Genomic DNA, 19,711 nt, shown 5'->3' on the forward strand with positions numbered 1-19,711 from the left:
CGAGCCGACGTGACGCCGGTGCCGGACGCCCTCCCGGAGCGCCGCCGTCTCGGCGAGGCCGGTCCTGCGTCGCGCCGGTCACGGACCGCCGGGCGCGGAGGACCGGGAACCGGGCTCGTGGCCGAGGCGGCAGCGTGAGCGGCCGGGCCGACGCATGGGTGCGCAACCCGCCGTGTGATCGGCTTCTTGAACGGGTGGACTCCGGCGGCGGTGTCGCCTTCGCCAAGCGGACGCACGGTGTCTGGGATCACCTGAGCCTGCTGAGCACCGGCGGCTGGGAGGCCGACGGCTGGCGCCGCTGCGACCAGATGATCTTCAAAGGGGCTGCCGCGCCGACGCCCGCCGTCACACATGAACGCCAGGCCTATCTCGCCTACTTGCGGGAGATCCTGGACGACGTGGTCCATCCGCCGGCCGACCCTCGGTGGATCCAGACGATCAGCCTGGACCTGGACTATCTGACCGGCAAGCTGCGCAAACCGGCCTTCGCGCTGCGCGCCGGTGTGGATCCCCGTCTGCTCAGCTATTGGCAGTGGGAGTACTCCTACAGCGAGCTGCTCCAGCGTTTCGAACTCGGCGACCGGCCCTTCCAGTTCGCACAGACCCTCACGAGCGGCCTGGTCACACTCAGCCTGCTCGACCTGCCGCGGATCGCGCGCGACCGTCACGTGATCGTCGTGGCACCGGAGAAGATGAGGGATCTCGACGAACGCTGGAGCCTCGAACCCGAACACTTCACGTTCCTGCCCGCGCCCAGGTGGCCGGACCGGCGGCCGAACGGCTCGCTTTTCAGCGACCCCGTCCTGCCCGCGCTGCGTACCTACGCGATCCGTCATCGACTGCTCGGGGACCTCCGGTCCGTCGCGTCCACACGTCCTCGGTTGTACCTGTTCGAACTGGGCACGTGCGCCCAGTGGCTCATCGCTCGGCTGTTTCGCGCCCAGCCCGGTGACTCGTACCTGGACATGGGGCGATGTCTCGAGGCCTGGTATCCCGACACGCCGTGGCCCTTGAAGGCACCGGTGACAGCGGTGTACCGGCGCGCCGCGCGTGCCTACTACGGACAGGCGCGCTACCTCGCGCTGCGGGCACGACTGTGACGGCGCCGCGCACCGTGGTCCTCACCAGTGCCGCGGGCGGTGTCGGCACGGCGGTTCAGCAGGCGGCCGAAGTCAGCGCGCACGCCTACACCGTCATCGGGCTGAGCTCCGAGCCGGCTCACCTGCTCTCCGGTGCTCCCGCACTGGCCTGTCCGCCGACCCGGGACCGGGTCCGTTTCTCGGAGCGGGTTCTCGCACTCGTCGAACGGGCCGGCCCCTGTCTGGTGGTGCCGGGCCGGGACGAGGACGCCGTCGTGCTGTGCGAACGGGCCGCCGAACTCGCCCCCTTGGGCGCATCGCTCACCTCCGGGCCGGGACCGGCCGTGCGGCAGGCCTACGACAAGGCGCTGACTCCCGCTCTCCTGGCCGGCTCGGCGCTGTCCATGGCCCGGACGGCGGCCACGCTGCCCGACGCCCTCGCTGTCGCCGAACAGGTGGGCTACCCGCTGTTGATCAAACCGCGTCGCGGGAACGCATCGCGCGGTGTGCGGCTGGCCCACGGGAGCGGCGAACTGCGCAGGCTGTTCGTCCCCATGCAGGATGTCGCACAGGAGTTGCTGCCTCTCGTGGCCGACGACCGCCGCCCCTGGGACCATCACGGGGACGAACGGGCTCAGGTGGGCGAGTACTCCCTTCAGTTCCTGATCGGTCCCGCGGGCGACGACCTGGGATGCTTCGCCTCCCGCAACAACCTGTCCGGCGGAACACCCCGCCTGGTGGAGGTCGTCGACGCGAGGACACTCGGCATCGGCACCCGCGCCCACGAGGCCCTCACCCGCAGCGGGGCCTGGGGAGCCTGGAACCTCCAGGGCCGCCTCGCCCCGTGCGGAACCCTCCGGTTCTTCGAGATCAACGCACGGCCGACGGGGCTGACCGGTCTGCGCGCACGGCTCGGGTTCAACGAACTGGACCGCCTCTACGAGGCCTGCGTACTGCGCCGACTGCCGCCACCGGCCCGGCCGCCCGTGCCGGGCCAGGTCATCGACGTCTCCGGCCCGCAGGGCGACGCAGGGCCGGTTCTCCGCCGACGAGGGGAGGAGGCCTCATGAGTGTGGCGGTGACGGGCTGCCAGGGGTATCTCGGCAGCGCGGTGGTGGAGCATCTGCGACACGGGGGCACGGCATGCCGGTCCGGTCTCGGCAGACTCCAGGAGTTACGGCCCGGTTCCGTCGACAGCCGTGCCGTCATCCACTGCGCGGGCGCGCTGCGGTCCCGGCCCGCTCCGGAGATCTGGCACGCCAACGTCGTCTGTCTGACGCCGCTGCTCCGCGCGATCGACCCTGACTGCGTCGTGGTCCTCGCCTCCTCCCGTGCCGCCGCCGCTCCGCCGAACGAACAGGACCTCTACGGGCGCAGCAAGAACGCCGCCGAGCAGATCGCCGACCAGCACCCCGGACCGGTGCGCATCGTTCGCCTGACGGTTCTGGCGGGCCCCTCTCCCGCGGGCCTGGGAGATTCCTTCGTCAGCCGGATGACGGACGCGGCGCTGCGCACGGGAGCGATCCGGATCCCCGCGGACGAGCGCACCGTCGACTTCCTGGACGTCCGTGAGGCGGCCGCTGTCATGGCCGGGCTCACGGACCCGGCGCGGCCGTGGCCGGACGCAGAACCCGTGGACGCCACGTCCGGCCCACTGGAACTGACGGCGGTCGCCCGTGCAACGGCCGAGGCGGTGCAGGAAGCGACCGGGCGCCGCGTCCGCGTCGTACGGACCGGGCTGCCGGCCGGCAGCCGACAGCCGCCGGCCGATCCGACCCGGTGGGCGCGGCTGCGGACCGCCGCCGGGGTGACACCCCGCGCGCCGCTTTCCACCATCCGTGACACCGTCCGCGCACGTGTGCGCGCTGGGGAGCTGAGCACACTGTGACCGAACCCGCACAGGTCATCTTCGTCGCCGCCGGACCGGGACGGTCGGGAGCCGACTCCACCCTCACCGCCTTGAGCGCCCACCCCTTCGTGACCACGGCGCCGGTGTGGAACGTCGCGATGACTGCGGCTGTGAACCGCCTGCTGGCGCACGCCCCGAACGACGACCACAACTGGCTGCCGCGGCGCGCCGCCCAAGCCCTGACCGACGTGATCGCCAGGCTCGACACGGGATCCGCCGCGGACCGCGCGGCGGCCTCCGATCTCCTCAGCCGCACGCGGGCGCGCTCCGTCACGATCCCCGTGTACGGCAGGCTGTGGGTGCCCGACCCGCTGCCCCGCCGTCACTGGCAGCGGCTGATCAGGGAGACCATGCTGCTGACGGCTTCCGGCGGATCGCATCTGGCGGTGAAGATCGGCCCTCATGTGTCCCGTCTGGTGGCCGGTGTCCTGGGCCCCGAGGACTGTCTGCTGTTCGCCGTCCGCCATCCGGTGGAGACAGCCGTGCAGTTGGCCGCGTCGCGGGTCGACGGAATGCGTCCGGACGAGGCCGTGCACTATGTGGACGTCGCTCTGCGCCATGCCCGCCATGTGCTCACCGGACTGGACACGAGGGTCGACCCGGTCCGGCTGGAGGAGTTGGTGCACTCCCCCGAATCCACCCTCGCCCGAGTGGAGGAGATCACCCGCCTCCCCCGCGTCGCCTGGCCGCCGCACGTGTTCGAAGCCCTTCCCCACGACGTCGGTCGCGCTCCGGATCTCGACCACCCGCTCGCTCGGGCACACGGTGCGGATCTGACAGCCCTCGCGTCGCAGTGGGGGTACGCGTGAACGGCCTTCCACGGCTCGCGCCACGGGAATTCGGCGACGTCACGCGTTGGTCGTCGCTGCTGCGCCGGTACGGGCTGGCCGTCGCGCCGGCCTGGGTGACGGGCGGCCGACTCGACCTGCTCCTCGAAGAACACCGACGGGCTTTCGCGTCCGCCGTACCCCGGGACACGACCGCGGCGCGGATGCCCGACGCACAGACCGGGCAAGGGGTCGGCGAAGTCGCCTATCGTCCCGGGCTGTCCTCCCGGGCCCTGCGCCTCACCACGGCGGCCGCCGATGCCTTTCCGGCGACTCAGTCGTTTCTGAGGCACTCGACACTGGCCGCGGTGGCGGCCGCTCATCTCGGCGAGGACGCCTCGGTCAACCGGTTCGCGTATCTGACGTACGACGTCGCGCACGACACCCCGGTCACACAGTTGCACTACGACCGCAAGCACGCCCTGAAGGCCTATGTGTGCCTGACTCCGGCGCTTCCCGAGTTCGGAGCCCCGGCTTTCGTACCCGGCTCGCACGATCGCTGCCGGAAAATCCGTGAAGCGCATCTGGCGGCCGGCGTTCCCCAGGACCGGTTGCCCATCACACACGGGCATCACGGTCACACACCACAGAGTGTGACCGGCCCGGCCGGAACACTGGTCCTCTTCGACACCGACTGCCTTCATCAGGGCGGCACCGTCTCCGCGGGCAACACGCGTCGTGTCCTGCGCGGCCATTCGCATCCGGCGCCGCGCACCCGCCCGGACGCACCGGACTCTCAGGACCGCTCGCAATAGACACCTCACTCCCCGATGCGGGCGCCCGCGCTCGACGGCACCCGGTCGTGGTGCCTGCCCGGCGGGCGGCGCCGTGCCCGATGGCGTTTGCGCGGTCACCACCACCAGGAAAGAATCGGGAGAAAACGGACTCATGGCCTCGGGAGAGGGCCCTGCGCCGAAAGGCCGGGCACCATCCCGGTGGAGGTGGTCGGGCGTGCGGCATTACGATCTTGTGCTCCTCGGGGCGGGCAGCGGCAACATGGTGCTCACCGCGGAACTCGCCCATCTGCGCACCGCCATCGTCGAACCCGACCGCTTCGGCGGCACGTGCCTGAACCGGGGCTGCATTCCGAGCAAGATGTTCGTCGTCACCGCCGACGCGGCCGAGGGTGCGCGGGAGGCGGCACGGCTCGGTGTCCACGCCGGCGTCGAGCGCGTCGACTGGAAGGCCATCCGCGACAGGATCTTCCACCGCATCGACCCACTGCACGACAGCGCGGTCGACTACCGCAGGGCGAACGGGATCGACGTGTTCACGGAACCGGGCAGATTCATCGCCCCGAAGGTGGTGCTCGCCGGATCCGAGGAGATCACCGCCGACACGTTCGTGGTGTCCGTCGGCTCACGGCCCACGGTGCCCGACATCCCCGGACTCGACGGCGTGCCGTACCACACCTCCGACACCGTCATGCGGATCGACGATCTGCCCGCGTCCATGGCCGTCATCGGCGGCGGTTTCATCGCCGCCGAGTTCGGCCATGTGTTCAGCTCGTTCGGTACGGATCTCACGATCGTGCAGCGCGGGCCCCGTCTGCTGATGGCGGAGGACGAACAGGTGTCGGCGCGGTTCACCGAACTCGTGTCGCGCAGACATCGCGTGCTCCTCGACGCCGCCGTCACCTCAGTCGAACGGCGTGCCGACGGGGTGGCGCTCACCGTGACCTGCCCGGGCGGCGACCAGGTCGTGGAGGCGGAGACGCTGCTGGTGTGCGTCGGCCGCCGGCCCAACACCGACCGTCTCGACGCGGCCGCCGGCGGACTGGCGCTCGACGAGCACGGCCACATCGTGACCGACGACGCCTACCGGACGTCGGTGCCGGGAGTGTGGGCGCTGGGCGACGCGGTGAACCACTTCCAGCTCAAGCACATGGCGAACGCCGAGTCGCGGGTCGTGCAGCACAACCTGCTCCACCCGCAGGACGTGAAGACCCTGTCGAACCGGGTCGCGCCGCACGCGGTCTTCACCAGCCCGCAGATCGCCAGTGTCGGACTGACCGAGCAGGAGGCGCGCCGGCGGAAGATCGAGTACCTGGTGAGCGTGCGTGACTACGCGGACGCCGCGTACGGATGGGCCCTGGAGGACACCACCAGCTTCGTGAAGGTCCTGGCGAATCCGGTCGACCGCACCATCCTGGGCGCGCACATCATCGGGCCGCAGGCCGCGACCCTCATCCAGCCGCTGATCCAGGCGATGTCACTGGGTCAGACAGCGGACCAGGTCGCCCGGGACGTGCTGTACATCCACCCCGCGCTGACGGAGGCCGTCGAACAGGCCCTGCTGGACCTGTAGAGGCAGCGTCAGTGCGCGGAGACGTTGGCCGTCAGACGCTCCAGCACGGCCTTGGCCTCCCGCGTCTCACGATCGCTGAGGTCCGCGGCGCGCGCGATGGCCGCCGGGACGGCGCGGGCGCGCTCACGCAGCTCGACACCCTCCTCGGTGAGGGTGATCTGCACGGAGCGCTCGTCGTCGACCTGGCGCTCACGCCGGATGAGGCCGTTGGCCTGGAGGCGCTTCAGCAGTGGCGTCAGTGTGCCGTAGTCCAGCTGGAGGAGGGTGCCGAGGGTCTTGATGGGGAGGGCACCGCGCTCCCACAGGACCAGCATCACCAGGTACTGGGGGTAGGTCAGGTTGATCTCCTCCAGCAGCGGTCGATAGCGGCTGGTCAACGCCCGCTGCGCCGCGTAGAGCGCGAAGCACAACTGGTCCTCGAGGAGCATGCTCACCTCATCGGCGCCGTCGGACTGCTCCACGCTCTTGTCGACCTCGCTCATGACCGCTCCTCTCCTGTCCTGCTTCCGGTGTCCCCCAAGCCTACCCCGCAAGCTCCCATGACGCAATTAGATTGCGCGCAGCTAAAGCGCGAACACGGCCCAATCACCCTCGACACAGAGGCCTCGCCCATCCCGACCTCGACATCTACCTGCACAAATGCCCCAAAGATACCTATGTCACACTTACCTTTGGCCCGTTTTCCTTGCGCGCAAGTTAAGTGGACGGTAGGTTTCCTGTCAGGTTGGGCCGCACGGAAGGGCCGATGCCTCGGCAATCTCCGCCGTCCGCCGCAGCAGCCGGGGGGCACGAGTCGCCCCGGCTGCGACCAACCGACACACCCCCCCAACAGGAACCGGGTGACGCACAGGGTGCGGACATGGACCGCCCCGCTCACCCATACCGAGAAATGAGGACACTCCCATGAAGCTGAAGCTCGAAATGATCGTGCTGCCCGTCTCCGACGTCGACCGCGCCAAGAACTTCTACGACGCGCTGGGATTCCGCCTGGACGTCGACTACACCGCCAACAGCGAGTTCCGAGTCGTGCACTTCACGCCGTCCGGCTCCGAGTGCTCGATCATCTTCGGTGAGGGCATGACCCCCCTCGCCCCCGGCTCCATCCAGGGGCTGTACCTCATCGTCGACGACATCGAGGAGGCGCGCGCCGACCTCGTGAGCCGCGGCATCGAGGTCAGCGAGATCTTCCACGACGCCAACGGGCTCCTGTACCACGGCCATGAGGGCGGGGACGTCACCCACCCCCTCGCGGACCAGGAGCGGCGGGCCGGCCTGCACCCCGAACGCGCCTCCTACGGCTCGTACGTCACCTTCAGCGACCCGGACGGCAACGGCTGGGTGATCCAGGAGGTCAAGCAGCGCCTGGCCGGCCGCTGACCCCCGCACCGAACCCGCCCGAGGGGCTGCAACGGGCCGTGTCCGGCCCGTTGCCCGGAGGGACGGTCCCCTCCCCCGTCCATCCCTCGGCCATCCCCGCGACCCGCGCGGTGCGACGGCTCCCGAGCCGTCCACCGGCGGGGAACAGCGCCGCGTGCGCACCGGCAGGGGCCCGTCCGGGCAGTGGCCCGGGCCGCAGCAGCAATGAGCAACGTGTAACGAGCAACGAACCCGTGAGGAATTCAGCAGTGAGCAACGCAGCAGTGATGAACGAGTCCGCCCGCATCTACGACGTGATCGTGATCGGCGGTGGCCCGGTCGGCGAGAACGTGGCCGAACGCGCCCGCGCGGCGGGACTGAGCGCCGTGATCGTGGAACGCGAACTCCTCGGCGGAGAGTGCTCGTTCTGGGCCTGCGACCCCAGCAAAGCCCTGCTGCGACCGGTCGTGGCCCGCGCCGACGCAAGCCGAATACCCGGCCTCGACCCGGCCGTCGCCGGCCCCCTCGACGTCGACGCGGTCCTCGCCCACCGCGACAAAATGTCCTCCTACTGGAAGGACGAGGACCAGGTCGACTGGCTCGACTCCGTCTCCGTCGACCTCGTCCGCGGCCACGGCCGCCTCACCGGCCCCAAGCAAGTAGCCGTACAGACCCCCGAAGGCGACACCGTCGCACTGACCGCCCGCCACGCCGTCGCCGTCTCCACCGGCACCCGCGCAGCCCTGCCCCCCATCCCCGGACTCGACACCGTCCGCCCCTGGACCAGCCGCGAAGCCACCAGCGCCGACAAGGTCCCCGGCCGCCTCGCCGTCGTCGGCGGCGGCGTCGTCGCCGTCGAGATGGCCACCGCCTGGCAGGCCCTCGGCTCCCAGGTCACCATGCTCGTCCTCGAGAACAGCCTCCTGGAGCGCATGGAACCCTTCGCCGGCGAACTCGTCGCCGACGGACTGCGCGAAGCAGGCGTCGACATCCGCTTCAACACCACCGTCTCCTCCCTGACCCGCGACAACAACGCACACAGCGCACACAGCGCAAACAGCGCGAACGGCGAGAGCGGCGCGAGCGGCGAGATACGGATCACCCTGTCCGACGGCGGACAGCTCACCGCCGACGAGATCCTCCTCGCCACCGGCCGCGCCCCCCAGACCCGCGACCTCGGCCTGGAAACCGTCGGCCTGACACCCGGCGACTGGCTCACCGTCGACGACACCTTCCAGGTCACCGCCATCGACGGCGGCTGGCTCTACGCCGTCGGCGACGTCAACCGCCGCGCCCTGATGACCCACCAGGGCAAATACCAGGCCCGCATCGCCGGCGCCGCCATCGGCGCCCGCGCCAACCGACAGCCCCTCGACACCACCCCCTGGGGCACCCACGTCGCCACCGCCGACCACACCGCCGTCCCCCAGGTCGTCTTCACCACCCCCGAAGTCGCCGCCGTCGGCCTGACCAGCCGCGAAGCCGAACACAGCGGACGCCCCATCAAGACCGTCGACTACAACCTCGCCCACGTCGCCGGCGCCCACCAGTACGGCGAGGACTACCGCGGCCACGCCCGCATGCTCGTCGACACCGACCGCAACACCGTCGTCGGCATCACCTTCGCCGGCCCCGGCGTCGGCGAACTCGTCCACTCCGCCACCATCGCCGTCGCCGGCGAAGTCCCCCTCGACCGCCTCTGGCACGCCGTCCCCGCCTTCCCCACCCTCGGCGAAATCTGGCTGCGCCTGCTGGAGACCTACCGCGGCTGAGAGCAGCCACGGGAGATCGTCCCCGGCTCCCCGGTCCGCCATGAGGCGCACGGTATGCACCGGTGCCCGGACCGGGGCGGGGGACGGACGACGCAGCGGCACCGCTTCCCCGGGGGAGGAGTGCCGCTGTCCGACGTGCGGCCTCCACGTCGAACGGCCCGTGCCCGGCTGCTCCCGGCGGGGCGGTCGGCGCGTACCCGGTGGCTCCCGTCCGGCCGTCAGGCGAGCCGGTCGATGAGGATCATCGCCACGTCGTCCGACAGGGGTCCGCCGGTGTGCCGGATCAGTGCCTGGTGCAGTTCGTCGAGGTACTCGCGCGGAGTCGTAGCGGCGGGAATCCGTTCCATCGTCTCCGGCAGCGGGAAGAAGCGGCTGTCGCGGTCGCGGGCCTCGATCACACCGTCGGTGTAGAGCAGCAGCCGGTCGCCGGGCAGGAACGGATGGCTCTCGGATGTGACGGGCGGGCCGGGGACGAGGTCGCCCAGGCCGAGCGGCGGCTGGGGAGCGCTCGGCATCAGGGCCAGGGCCTTGCCCTGATGCAACAGGTACGGCGGCGGATGGCCGCGGTTCACCAGCCGGACCACGTGATCGGCCGGCACCTGTGCCATGAGGGCGGTGGTGAATCCCTCCATCAGGACTTGCTCGGGGTAGGCACCGGGCAATGCCGCCTCGCGCCGGAGTGCGGCCTCGCAGCGGTCCATGACCTCCTGGAGATCCGCCGTGTAGTGCGAGGCCTCCCGGAACGCCCCCAGTACGGCCGCGACCGCGCGCACGGCGCTGAGCCCTTTGCCCCGGACGTCGCCGACGATCAGCCGGACGCCGTACCGCGTCTGCACCGCGTCGTACAGATCCCCGCCGATCTGGGCCTCCGCCTCCGCCGTGAGGCACAGGCCCGCCGCCCACACCGGGCCGAGGCGCTCGGGGAAGGGCCGCAGGACCACCTCCTGCGCCGCGAGGGCGACCCGGCGGATCTGGTCGAGCTCGCTCTGCCTGCGCCTGCGCACCGCCCGGCTCAGCAGGACTCCGGCCAGCGACACCACGAGCAGGCCCAGGAAATTGCCGGTGACCAAAGGGGTGCCCCACGCCTCGTTGACGGTGGCGGTGATCACGCTCACGGCCAGGGCGACGGCCGCGGCGGCGAGGGTGCCGACCGGGCCGAGCGTCAGTGCGGCCAGCGCGGGCGTGGTGGTCAGAACGGGGCCGGTGACCAGGTCGTGGGCGGGCGAGACCTCGATGACCAGAACGCCCAGCGCGATGACGAAGGGCAGACACTGCGCCATCTTGAACAGGGTCCGGCTGTGACCGCCCGCTCCCGCTGGTCGAGAAGGCGCCCCCGGCCGGCCTTGCGAGCGATTGTGCGACCGCATGGGAACAGCCTGCCTCGCGCGGGGCCCCGCGGCCTCCCGAGTGGGCGGCGCGACCGGCACGGTCGGAGCCGTCGAGCCCGGTCACCTGGACGGAACGCGTCTCGTGGCGCGGCATGCGTCCCGCCCGGCGCCCTCGGAACCTCCGGCCTACAGTGGGTTGGGGTGGCACTGGTGGGATGCGGGTGAGCCGACCGCGCCGGCCCTGGGGCGGGCCGACCGCTCCGGTTCTCGGCCGGGCCGGCGGTGCGGTTCCCGGGTGGGCGGGCCCGCTGTCAGAGGCGGAGGTACTTCGCGATGCCCAGCGGTGACGTGCTCGTGCTCATCGATGAGGGCGGCCGGGTGGTCGAGTGGGGACGTCCGGCCGAGGAGTTGTTCGGCTGGTCCGCCGAACAGGCCGTCGGCCGCTCGGTGACCGCGCTGCTGCGCGAGGCGGCCACCGGCCCCGACGGTGCAAGGCGCCGGAAGAGGCTCGCCGACGCGGCCGCGGTGCGGGTCGAACCGGTACTGCGGGACGCTTCCGTGCTGTGGCTGGTGCGTACGGCGGAGGACACGGCGCGGGGGCAGGATCTGGCCATGCTGGAGGCGGTGTTCGCCCATACCCCGGTGGGGTTGCTGGTCCTCGACGACGGTCTGCGCGTGGTCCGTATGAACAGTGCTCTCGGGGAAGTGTGCGACCCGCGCGAGGAGCGGGCGGGACCGGTGACGGGCAGGCCGTTCGCCGAGGTGTGTCCGTTCGAGGACCCCGAGGCGGAGGCCACCGTGGCACAAGGTGTCATGCGGGACGGGCAACCCGTGGTGAACCGGATCGTCCGGGGCTTCAGAGTGCCCGCCGGGCCGCGGCGGCGTACTCATTCCGCGTCGTACTTCCCTTTGCGCGACGTGCGTGGCGCCGTTTCGGGAGTGGTGGCGACCGTGGTCGACGTGACGGAGCGGGAGAACGCGACAAGCCGCCTCGCCCTCCTGGACGCGGTCCGTACACGGGTGGGGCGCCGGCTCAATGTGATGGACGTCTGCCAGGAGTTGGTGGACGCGGTGGTGCCCGCCTTCGCCGACACCGCCGACGTCGAGGTGATCGAGGACGTCGTGCGCGGGGAGGACCCTCCCTCTGCCCCCGTCCACCGGGACGTCCGGCTGCGCCGAGCAGCCTCCCGAGGCCGTGAGAACGGTCCTCCGGCCGGTGCGGTGCGCCCGCTGGCGGCGAACACTCCCTTCGCGCAGGTCCTGTCCGACCTCCGGCCCCGCCTCCTCCCGCTGGACGGGGACAGCCCGTGGCGGGCCGCCGACCCCGAACGCGCCGACGTCGTCGAGCGGTCCGGCGCGCACTCGCTGATCGTCGTACCGCTGGCACTGCACGGCCAGGTGCTGGGCGTGGTCAGCTTCTACCGTCGGCGGCAGGAGGATTCCTTCGAGCAGGACGACGTCGCGGTGGCGTCCGCGGTGTGTTCGCACGCGGCGTTCTGCATCGACCACGCCCGCCAGTTCATGCGCGAGTGGATGATCGCCTCGACCGTGCAGCGCAGGCTCCTGCCCCAGCATCCGGTGTCGCTGGACACCGTGGAGATCTCTCCGTTGCGGCTGGCCGGGCCGGAGGGCGGTGGTGCCTGGTTCGACGCGATCGCACTGCCCGGCGCGCGCACCGCGCTGGTCGTCGGCGACGTCGCGGGGCAGGGTGTGGCCGCGGCCGGCACGATGGGGCTGCTGCGCACCGCCGTCCACACGCTCGCCGCCCTGGACCTGCAGCCCGATGAACTGCTGGCCCGCCTCAACGACACCGCGGCCCGCCTCTTCACCGCACGTGCCTCACTGCCTCCGATGGATCCCCTGAGCGATGAACCCCTGACCGCCGGATGCATCGTCGCGATCCACGACCCGGTCAATCTGACCTGCACCATCGCCCGCGCCGGCCTGCCGGAACCCGTCGCGGTCCTGCCCGACGGCACGACGGCCGACCTCTCGGTGCCCCCGGGTCCACCGCTCGCCGGAACGGACAACGCCCCCTTCCCCGCGACCACCGTCAGCCTGCCCGAGGGCAGCACGCTGGCGATGGGTACGTCCGTACTGGCCGATGAGGTCCTGGCACCCTCCGGCGCGTTCCGCCGACTCCTGACCGACGCCGGGGCGAGGCCCTTGCCGGAGGTGCGCGAGACCATCGCGCACGCGTTCGCCGACGTCCCGCGCACCCGCGAGGCCCTGCTGCTCCTCGCCCGCACGAAGGCGCTGCCCGCGGACCGGGTGATGACCTGCGATCTGCCCGCGGATCCGGAGGCCGCGCCGATCGCCCGCGCGGCGGCCCGCCATCAGTTGAGCGTCTGGGGGGTGGACGAGGAGACGGCGTTCACCACCGAGTTGATCGTCAGCGAGTTCGTGAGCAACGCGGTCCGCTACGGCGCTCCCCCACTGCGACTGCGCCTGCTCCACGACCGGGTGCTCACCTGCGAGGTCAGCGATGCCGCGGCCAGCGCTCCGCAGGTGAGGCACGCGCGCACCGTCGACGAGACCGGCCGGGGCCTGTTCATCATCGCCAGCCTCGCGGACCAGTGGGGAACCCGCTACCAGGCCATCGGTAAGACGGTCTGGGCGGAACAGCCGACAGGGGAGCCACCGCCCCCGGAACGGATCGCCGGCGACCCGGTGTGAGTGCGGGCGACGGGCGCGCCGCAGCACGGCCGGCACGACACCGGTCACGACGCCGTCGAAGCACCCCGTCGTCCAGCGCTCCGAGCGTGGAACTTGCCCCCGAGGGCAAAACCGCCCGCTTCGGCAGTGTCATCAGCGTCTACGTCCGGGCGGGCATCGTCGGCGCCTGCGGGCCGGGCTGCCGACGGGGGTCTGCACCCGCGGTCTCGCCGCCTCCCACCGCTTCGCCGCACGGGTGCGCGTGGGTGTGGTCGAGGTCAACCGGCCGACCACCGGCCTGGACCTCAACGTCCCGTTCGGCGGTGGCGGCGACTCCTCCAGCAACACCTTCCGCGAGCAGGGCGCGGTCGCGGTGGACTTCAACACCTGGTCGAAGTCGGTCTACCTCGGCTGGGACGCGGGGACTTGACCCGTCAGTGCACGCGTTCACCGCACCCGGTGGGCAACAGGACGGCGCCGGGCGGCAGTTCGCCCGGCTGCCGTCCCCTCGCCCGCAGGCATGCCTCGGCGGAGCCCCCCGCGGGCGGGTACTCGACGGCGACCCCGTCCAGCACGGTGACCTCTCCGCCGACGTGCAGCTCCGCCACGTCCACGCCGTCCGGGACGCGGCCGGACAGGTCGCCGAAGGCGGCCGTGTCCGTGCCGTCGGCGACGCACTCCCGGACCTCGAAACGCCAGTGCTCGGCCGCGTCGGCGAGGAGCCTCCGGCCCTGTCCGCCCAGTCCGGTGAGGAAACCGCCCGGGCCCGCACCTGATGGGCGATGGCGCAGCAGATCGGGACCGGACCCTCGGGCGTCGTCACCCGCGTGTATCCGGCGTGCGGGTACGACGACAGGGCCTCGTCGACGAGACCCAGCGCCGTGTCGCGTGCCGCCGGACGGCCGTGCCGGGCGATGTCCAGGAGCAGCGGCACCGCGACCGCCGCCGCCGGGAACACCGCCCCGCTGTGGCCGTGGACGATTCCGCCGCCGCCGAGCAGTGAGCCGGCCTCCGCCGCCTGCACCAGGTGCGCCGCGTCGGCCAGGGCCCGCATACCGCGAGCGGCCAGGACCGGTGCGTACCAGTCCGGATGGCCCGGTAGCGCGCCCCAGTCCACCGCGTCGATCGCATCCGTCACACCGGCATCCGCTCTCAGGGTTCGAGACACGCGGCGACTTCCGCGGCGGCCCCGTCACCGTAGGACTGCCGCATACGTGTGAGGAAGGAGTGCCGGCGCCAGACGTACCCCTGACCCCCCACCGTTTCCACCGCGTGGACGGCGACGAGGCCGCCGACCTGGGCGGCACGTTCGAGGCCGAGTCCCCAGGCCGTCGCGGCGAGGAAGCCGGCGCGGAACGCGTCACCCGCGCCGGTGGGATCGACCGCCGTGTCCGCCCGCACCGCCGGGACGCGCAGTGGCCCGGACCCGGCGCGGTCGAGGACCACCCCGGCCGATCCGAGCGTGGTGACACGGACACCGACCCGGCCCAGGATCTGTGCGTCCGACCAGCCGGTCTTCTGTGCGCAGAGACCCCTCTCGTACGCGTTGCCGAACAGGTAGGCCGCGCCGTCGATCAGTGCCCGGACCCGCGGGCCGTCCAGGCGGACCAGTTGCTGCGAGGGATCGGCCGCGAACCGGATGCCGCGGGCCCGGCACTCGGCGGTATGGCGGAGCATGGCCTCGGGGTCGTTGGGAGAGACGACCACCAGGTCGATGCCCCGGAACGACGCCAGTTCGATCTCCCGGGCCTCGGCCATGGCACCGGCGTAGAAGGAGGCGATCTTGTTCTGGTCGGCGTCGGTCGTCGACATGGAGCGCGCGGTGTGCCGGGTCCGCGACTCCCGCACTCCCGAGGTGTCGACGCCGTGGCGCTCCAGCCAGGACCGGTAGTCGGCGAAATCGTTCCCGACGGCGCCGACCAGGAGCGGGCGCAGGCCGAGACGGGCCAGGCCGAAGGCTATGTTGGCGGCCACGCCGCCCCGGCGGACATCGAGACTGTGCACTTCGTACGAGAGCGCGACCCGACCGGCCCGGCCGGCCGACAGGAGGTCGGCGAACCGGCCCTGAAAGGTCATCAGGTGGTCGGTGGCTATGGAACCCGTCACCGCGATGCGCATGGCGGACGCTTCTTTCGTCGGTCGGGGCATGCAGAAGGGGCGATCAGGGTATTGCCCTCGGCGATATGGGGGAGAATGCGGCATCGAGCCGGGTCGGCCGTGGGGGGACCGACCGGTGGCAGCCTCCTCATGCATGGCTGAGGCGACGGCAGGAGGATGAGTGAGCAGGCTCATTGAGCTCTCGGACGGTGCGCTCGTCGAAGTGGAGTCCCAGGGAGGGGAGATCGAACTCGTCTCCGCCGGTCTGGCGTCGCGCGTGGACCGGGCGGCGGACCAGATCGGTCCGCTGCTGGAGAGGATCTGCCGGCCGATCCGCGCGTATCTGGACGACGGCGGTGAGGCCAGTGGCGCCCGTGAGGCCGAGGTGGAGATCGCCATCGGCTTCGAGGGCGAGGGAAATGCCTATCTGGCACGGGCGAAGAGCAGCGCGGCACTGGTCGTCCGCATCCGACTCGAGGCCGCCCGTGCCGACGGCGCCTGAGGACTCGCTCGTCAGAATCAGCAGCACGCGCGCCGAACGGCGGGACACCGGCACCGGCTTCGTCATCGGCGGCGACGACAGCGGGGCCCATGTCGTCACCTGCCATCACGTGCTGGAGGCCGTGGGCGGCGCCGACGCGGTCCAGGTCAACGGCGCTCGCGCCGAGGTGCTCGCGGCGGACCCGACGGCCGATCTCGCGGTGCTCAGGGTCGAAGGGCTCGACGCACCGGTCCTCCCGCTGAGTCCCCTCGCCCGGACGGGGGACGCCGTGAGCCTGCTGGGGTTCGCGCCGTTCGGCCGGGCCGACGGTCCGCTCGTCCTGCGCACCCGCCCGGCCGTGCTCTCCAGGTCGACCTCGCTGTACCCGCGCGCCGGGGGCCGGCCCGTCCGGCTGTGGGAGCTGTCGGTGCTCGGCAGCCGAGGTCTGGAGACGGGGAACAGCGGCGGCCCGGTGCTCGACCGGTCGGGCGCCGTCGTCGCCGTGGTCAACGCCAGACAGCCCAGCACGGACACCGGATACGCCGTATCGGTGGAGGCACTGCGCGGGATGTGGAACGGCATGCCCGCGCAGGCCGGCGACACGGTCGCGTCCGGCGGGCACGGCGGCGCGCCGGACGGCGACCTCTTCGTCGGCCGGGCGGCCGAACTGGGCGCGTTGCACACCTGGACGCTGGACGAGAACTGCCGGATGGTGGCACTCGTCGGTGCGGGCGGCGTGGGAAAGAGCGCGCTGGTCGAACGGTTCTCACTGCTCACGACACCTGATGCCGGGCCGTCCCCGCTCGGTTTCGACCATGTGTCGTGGTGCCGGCTGCTGAACGCCCCGCCGGTGGAGGAGATCGTGGAGGGGCTGGTGCGCGACCTCTCCGAGCAGGCCGAGGTCGAGCTGCCCGACTCGCTGGAAGGCCGTATCGACCGTCTGCTGCACTATCTGACCAGCAGACGGTGCCTGGTCGTGCTCGACAATCTCGACTCGCTGCTGTCCGAGGAACCCGGCCGGATCCGGTTCCGGAAGGACCACGAGTCCTGCGCCGGACTGCTCCAGGCGCTGAGCCGAGGTGGTCACCGCAGTTGTGTGCTCATCACCGGCAGACGGCTGCCCGACGAGCTGTCCCGTCTCGAAGACCCTGCCGGGCGGGTCAGGTTCCTTCGCGTCGAGGGACTGGACACCGCTTCGGGTGTGCAACTGCTCGCCGCGGTGGGCGGCTTGACCACCGGCGACGCTCCGCTCCGGCAGGTGGTCGAGCGGTGCAGCGGCAACCCGCTGGTCCTCCAGCTGGCCGCGCGGCACATCCGCGACGTCTTCGGCGGCGACGTCGGGGAGTTCCTGGCCGACGAGGGCGAGATCTTCGACGGTCTGGACGAGATCCTGACCGCACAGCTGGAGCGGCTCGCGCCGTCCGGCCAGGACCTGCTGCTGATGATGGCGGCGCTGCGTGAGCCCCGGCAGCTCGGCGATCTCCGGGACCGGATCATCAACGTCCGCTCCCGCCGGCGTATCGCCCTGGACCTCGAACTCCTGCAGCGCTCACTGCCGTTGGAGAGATCCGCGGCCGGCTACTCCGTGCAGCCGATGATGATGGAGTTCCTCACGCAGGTGATCATTTCGCGGGCGGAGCGGGAGATCCTCGACGGTGAGATCGACGGGGTCCTGCACAGCCACGCCCTGCTGTCCGCGTCTTCCAAGGAGTACATCCGGACGGCCCAGCGCCGAGTGATCCTCGACCCGCTCCTGACGATCCTGGGCGAACGGCTGGGCGAGGTGGGACTGCGGGCCCGGCTGCTGGCGTTGGCGGAGCGGGAACGGCTGGGTGCCGCGCTGCGCCGCAGCCACGTGGCGGGGAACGTCATCAACCTCTTGGGAACGCTGGACCGCACCCTCAGCGGCGTCGACTTCTCCTCGCTCGTGGTCCGGGAAGCCCATCTGCAGGAACTCCGCCTCGCCGACGTGAACTTCCGGGACGCCCGGTTCGAGCACACGACGTTTCCCGAGTCGCTGGACCGCGTCTACGGTGTGGCGGCCTCGGCCGACGGTGCGTACATCGCGGCGGGCTGCGCCGACGGCCGGGTCACGGTGTGGCGGCGGTCCGGGCACACGGAGATGTTCACGGCGACACACGACAGCTGGGTGCGGGCCGTCGCCTTCTCCCCCGACGCCGCACTGCTGGCGACCGGCGGTGGCGACACATCGGTTCGGGTGTGGCGGGTCGGTACCGGGGAACGGCATCTGACGTTGGACGGCCACGCGGGACGGGTCCGCGCGCTGGCTTTCGGGCCCGACTCGGACGTCCTGTTCAGCGCGGGCGACGACGGCGCGATCAAGGCCTGGAGCATGGCGACGGGGGCCCCGGCCCTGGAGATGACCGGCCACACCGGGTCGGTGCGGGCCCTGTCGCTGCACGCCGGTGACCGGTTGTACAGCGCGGGCGACGACGGGATCGTACGGATCTGGGCGGCGTCCACCGGAACGCTGCTCGACGAACTCGCCGACGCCGGTCAGCCGATCTGGTCGCTGGCCGTCGACGCGTCCGAGGGCGTCCTGGTCCATGGTTCCCCGGACGGTACGGTCGCCGTCCGCGACCTGCCCGGCGGTGCCGTCCGCCACCGGCGCCGGGAACACACCGGACTGGTGTGGAGCGTGGTCCTCACGGCGGACGGGACGGCCCTCAGTGCCGGCGAGGACCGGCTGATCCGATGCTGGGACATCGACTCCGGCACGGTGGTCAGGACGATCCCCGGACACACTCAGTGGGTGCGTTCCCTGGCGCTCTGCGCGAACGACGAGGTGCTCGTCTCGGGCGGTGACGACCGCACGGTACGGCAGTGGGAGATGCCGTCGGGCCGCTGCGTGGAGATGCTGACCGGGCACATGGCCCGGCTCTGGAGCGCGGCGTTCAGCCCGGACGGCGGGTGGCTGGCCGGTGCGGGCAACAGCCGGGACATCCGGGTCTGGGACGCCGGTACGGGCCGTCCGGTCAGGGTGCTGCGCGGCCACGAACACTGGGTGTGGCAGGTGGCGTTCAGCCCGGACGGCACGAAGCTGGCCAGCGCCGGTAACGACCGGACCGTGCGGCTCTGGGACGTCGCCGGCGGCCGGTGCACCGCCGTGCTGACCGGCCACACCACCTGGGTCTGGTCGGTCGCCTTCGCACCGGACGGCACCCGTCTGGCCTCGGGCGCGGACGACGGCACCGTGCGCGTCTGGACGACGGACGGTCCGCGCGCGGAACACGTGCTGCGCGGCCACTCGGGCGGCGTCCGCAGCGTGTGCTTCTCCTCGTCCGGGCACGTTCTGGCCTCGGGCGGCTACGACGGCCGGGTCATGCTGTGGGACGCCCGGTCGGGCGAGCGGCTGCACCTGTGGCAGGCACATCGCGGGGTCGTCCGGTCCGTCGCCGTCACCCCCGACGGCACGGGACTCGCCACAGGGGGCGACGACGGCGCGGTCCGGGTGTGGCGCCTGCCGACCGGAGAGCCGCTCCGGCAGTTCACCGACGCGCACGGTCCGGTCCGGTCGCTCACCCTCACGACGGACGGCCGCTTCGTCGTCGCCGGGTCGGACGACGGGCACATCCGCTTCCTCCCCGTGCGGGACGACGTCCCTCCCGTGAGGAACGACGTGTCGCTGCCCGCCACGATCGACGCCGGCTGCGCGGTCAAGGTGGTGACCGTCGCCCCCGGGACCGGGGCGCTCGGGTGGGTGGACGACGACGGAGCGGTGTCCGTGCAGGCCTCCTGCACGGGTCCCGTGGTCCGGACGTTCCGGGAGGACAGGGCCTTCGAACGCGTGGACATCCGCGGCGCGTCCGGGATCGGCGCGGCACGCGGCAGCACACTGCGCCACCTCGGCGCGATCCTCTGAGCGACATGGCACTCCTC

General features: G+C 71.7%; 17 protein-coding genes. 14 read left to right on the plus strand and 3 right to left on the minus strand.

Annotated features, from left to right (window positions below):
• The first annotated feature begins 134 nt into the window (after nucleotides 1-134).
• The 6 genes from DN051_RS44890 (at nucleotide 135) to DN051_RS04450 (ending at nucleotide 6,122) form a co-directional block, all read left to right on the plus strand.
• Nucleotides 135-1,100 carry a hypothetical protein gene (locus DN051_RS44890; RefSeq protein WP_162624849.1) on the plus strand — a complete coding sequence of 322 codons (966 nt, stop codon included), beginning with the start codon at nucleotides 135-137 and terminating at the stop codon, nucleotides 1,098-1,100.
• Nucleotides 1,097-2,149, plus strand: coding sequence for an ATP-binding protein (locus tag DN051_RS04430; protein WP_053763810.1), 1,053 nt, complete (start codon nucleotides 1,097-1,099; stop codon nucleotides 2,147-2,149). Before DN051_RS44890 ends, DN051_RS04430 begins: the two co-directional genes overlap by 4 nt.
• Nucleotides 2,146-2,967, plus strand: a complete 822-nt coding sequence (locus tag DN051_RS04435; protein ID WP_159054313.1) for an NAD-dependent epimerase/dehydratase family protein — start codon at nucleotides 2,146-2,148, stop codon at nucleotides 2,965-2,967. Before DN051_RS04430 ends, DN051_RS04435 begins: the two co-directional genes overlap by 4 nt.
• Complete coding sequence (locus DN051_RS04440) at nucleotides 2,964-3,797, plus strand: hypothetical protein (protein ID WP_112438036.1); 834 nt, start codon at nucleotides 2,964-2,966, stop codon at nucleotides 3,795-3,797. Before DN051_RS04435 ends, DN051_RS04440 begins: the two co-directional genes overlap by 4 nt.
• A complete protein-coding gene (locus DN051_RS04445) occupies nucleotides 3,794-4,570 on the plus strand; it encodes a phytanoyl-CoA dioxygenase family protein (RefSeq protein WP_112438037.1) in 777 nt (258 codons plus the stop codon). Before DN051_RS04440 ends, DN051_RS04445 begins: the two co-directional genes overlap by 4 nt.
• 196 nt (nucleotides 4,571-4,766) lie before the next feature.
• Nucleotides 4,767-6,122, plus strand: coding sequence for a mycothione reductase (locus DN051_RS04450; protein WP_053763814.1), 1,356 nt, complete (start codon nucleotides 4,767-4,769; stop codon nucleotides 6,120-6,122).
• Nucleotides 6,123-6,130: 8 nt separating this feature from the next.
• Here the strand turns inward: DN051_RS04450 and DN051_RS04455 are convergent, their stop codons facing one another.
• Nucleotides 6,131-6,604 carry a MarR family winged helix-turn-helix transcriptional regulator gene (locus DN051_RS04455; RefSeq protein WP_079002106.1) on the minus strand — a complete coding sequence of 158 codons (474 nt, stop codon included), beginning with the start codon at nucleotides 6,602-6,604 and terminating at the stop codon, nucleotides 6,131-6,133.
• Between the two features lie 421 nt (nucleotides 6,605-7,025).
• Here DN051_RS04455 and DN051_RS04460 point away from each other — a divergent pair, with 421 nt between their 5' ends.
• Nucleotides 7,026-7,499 carry a VOC family protein gene (locus tag DN051_RS04460; RefSeq protein ID WP_112438038.1) on the plus strand — a complete coding sequence of 158 codons (474 nt, stop codon included), beginning with the start codon at nucleotides 7,026-7,028 and terminating at the stop codon, nucleotides 7,497-7,499.
• A 266-nt stretch (nucleotides 7,500-7,765) separates the two neighbouring features.
• A complete protein-coding gene (locus DN051_RS04465; RefSeq protein WP_112438039.1) occupies nucleotides 7,766-9,250 on the plus strand; it encodes a dihydrolipoyl dehydrogenase family protein in 1,485 nt (494 codons plus the stop codon).
• 218 nt (nucleotides 9,251-9,468) lie between these two features.
• On the opposite strand, the gene DN051_RS04470 is transcribed toward DN051_RS04465, so the two are convergent.
• Nucleotides 9,469-10,530, minus strand: a complete 1,062-nt coding sequence (locus tag DN051_RS04470; protein WP_112438040.1) for a PP2C family protein-serine/threonine phosphatase — start codon at nucleotides 10,528-10,530, stop codon at nucleotides 9,469-9,471.
• A 381-nt stretch (nucleotides 10,531-10,911) separates the two neighbouring features.
• On the opposite strand from DN051_RS04470, the gene DN051_RS04475 reads away from it, so the two are divergent.
• The 4 genes from DN051_RS04475 to DN051_RS44900 all read left to right on the plus strand — a co-directional run bounded on the left by DN051_RS04475 (nucleotide 10,912) and on the right by DN051_RS44900 (nucleotide 14,236).
• Nucleotides 10,912-13,254 carry a SpoIIE family protein phosphatase gene (locus tag DN051_RS04475; protein ID WP_112438041.1) on the plus strand — a complete coding sequence of 781 codons (2,343 nt, stop codon included), beginning with the start codon at nucleotides 10,912-10,914 and terminating at the stop codon, nucleotides 13,252-13,254.
• A 178-nt stretch (nucleotides 13,255-13,432) separates the two neighbouring features.
• Nucleotides 13,433-13,663, plus strand: coding sequence for an aldehyde dehydrogenase family protein (locus DN051_RS04480; protein WP_234388592.1), 231 nt, complete (start codon nucleotides 13,433-13,435; stop codon nucleotides 13,661-13,663).
• A 7-nt stretch (nucleotides 13,664-13,670) separates the two neighbouring features.
• Nucleotides 13,671-14,009 (plus strand): hypothetical protein, encoded by a 339-nt coding sequence (locus tag DN051_RS44895; protein ID WP_053756272.1) that lies wholly within the window; start codon nucleotides 13,671-13,673, stop codon nucleotides 14,007-14,009.
• A 62-nt stretch (nucleotides 14,010-14,071) separates the two neighbouring features.
• On the plus strand, nucleotides 14,072-14,236 hold the full coding sequence (locus DN051_RS44900; RefSeq protein WP_159053872.1) for a hypothetical protein: 165 nt from the start codon (nucleotides 14,072-14,074) through the stop codon (nucleotides 14,234-14,236).
• A gap of 149 nt (nucleotides 14,237-14,385) precedes the next feature.
• On the opposite strand, the gene DN051_RS04490 is transcribed toward DN051_RS44900, so the two are convergent.
• Nucleotides 14,386-15,351, minus strand: a complete 966-nt coding sequence (locus DN051_RS04490; RefSeq protein WP_112438042.1) for a carbohydrate kinase family protein — start codon at nucleotides 15,349-15,351, stop codon at nucleotides 14,386-14,388.
• A gap of 160 nt (nucleotides 15,352-15,511) precedes the next feature.
• Here DN051_RS04490 and DN051_RS04495 point away from each other — a divergent pair, with 160 nt between their 5' ends.
• The gene (locus tag DN051_RS04495) at nucleotides 15,512-15,832 is read left to right on the plus strand and encodes a CU044_2847 family protein (RefSeq protein WP_112438043.1); all 321 of its coding nucleotides are present in this window, start codon (nucleotides 15,512-15,514) and stop codon (nucleotides 15,830-15,832) included.
• On the plus strand, nucleotides 15,816-19,694 hold the full coding sequence (locus tag DN051_RS04500; protein ID WP_162624850.1) for a WD40 domain-containing protein: 3,879 nt from the start codon (nucleotides 15,816-15,818) through the stop codon (nucleotides 19,692-19,694). Before DN051_RS04495 ends, DN051_RS04500 begins: the two co-directional genes overlap by 17 nt.
• Nucleotides 19,695-19,711 lie beyond the last annotated feature (17 nt).

It is taken from the genome of Streptomyces cadmiisoli, assembly GCF_003261055.1.
GTDB classification, from domain to species: domain Bacteria; phylum Actinomycetota; class Actinomycetes; order Streptomycetales; family Streptomycetaceae; genus Streptomyces; species Streptomyces cadmiisoli.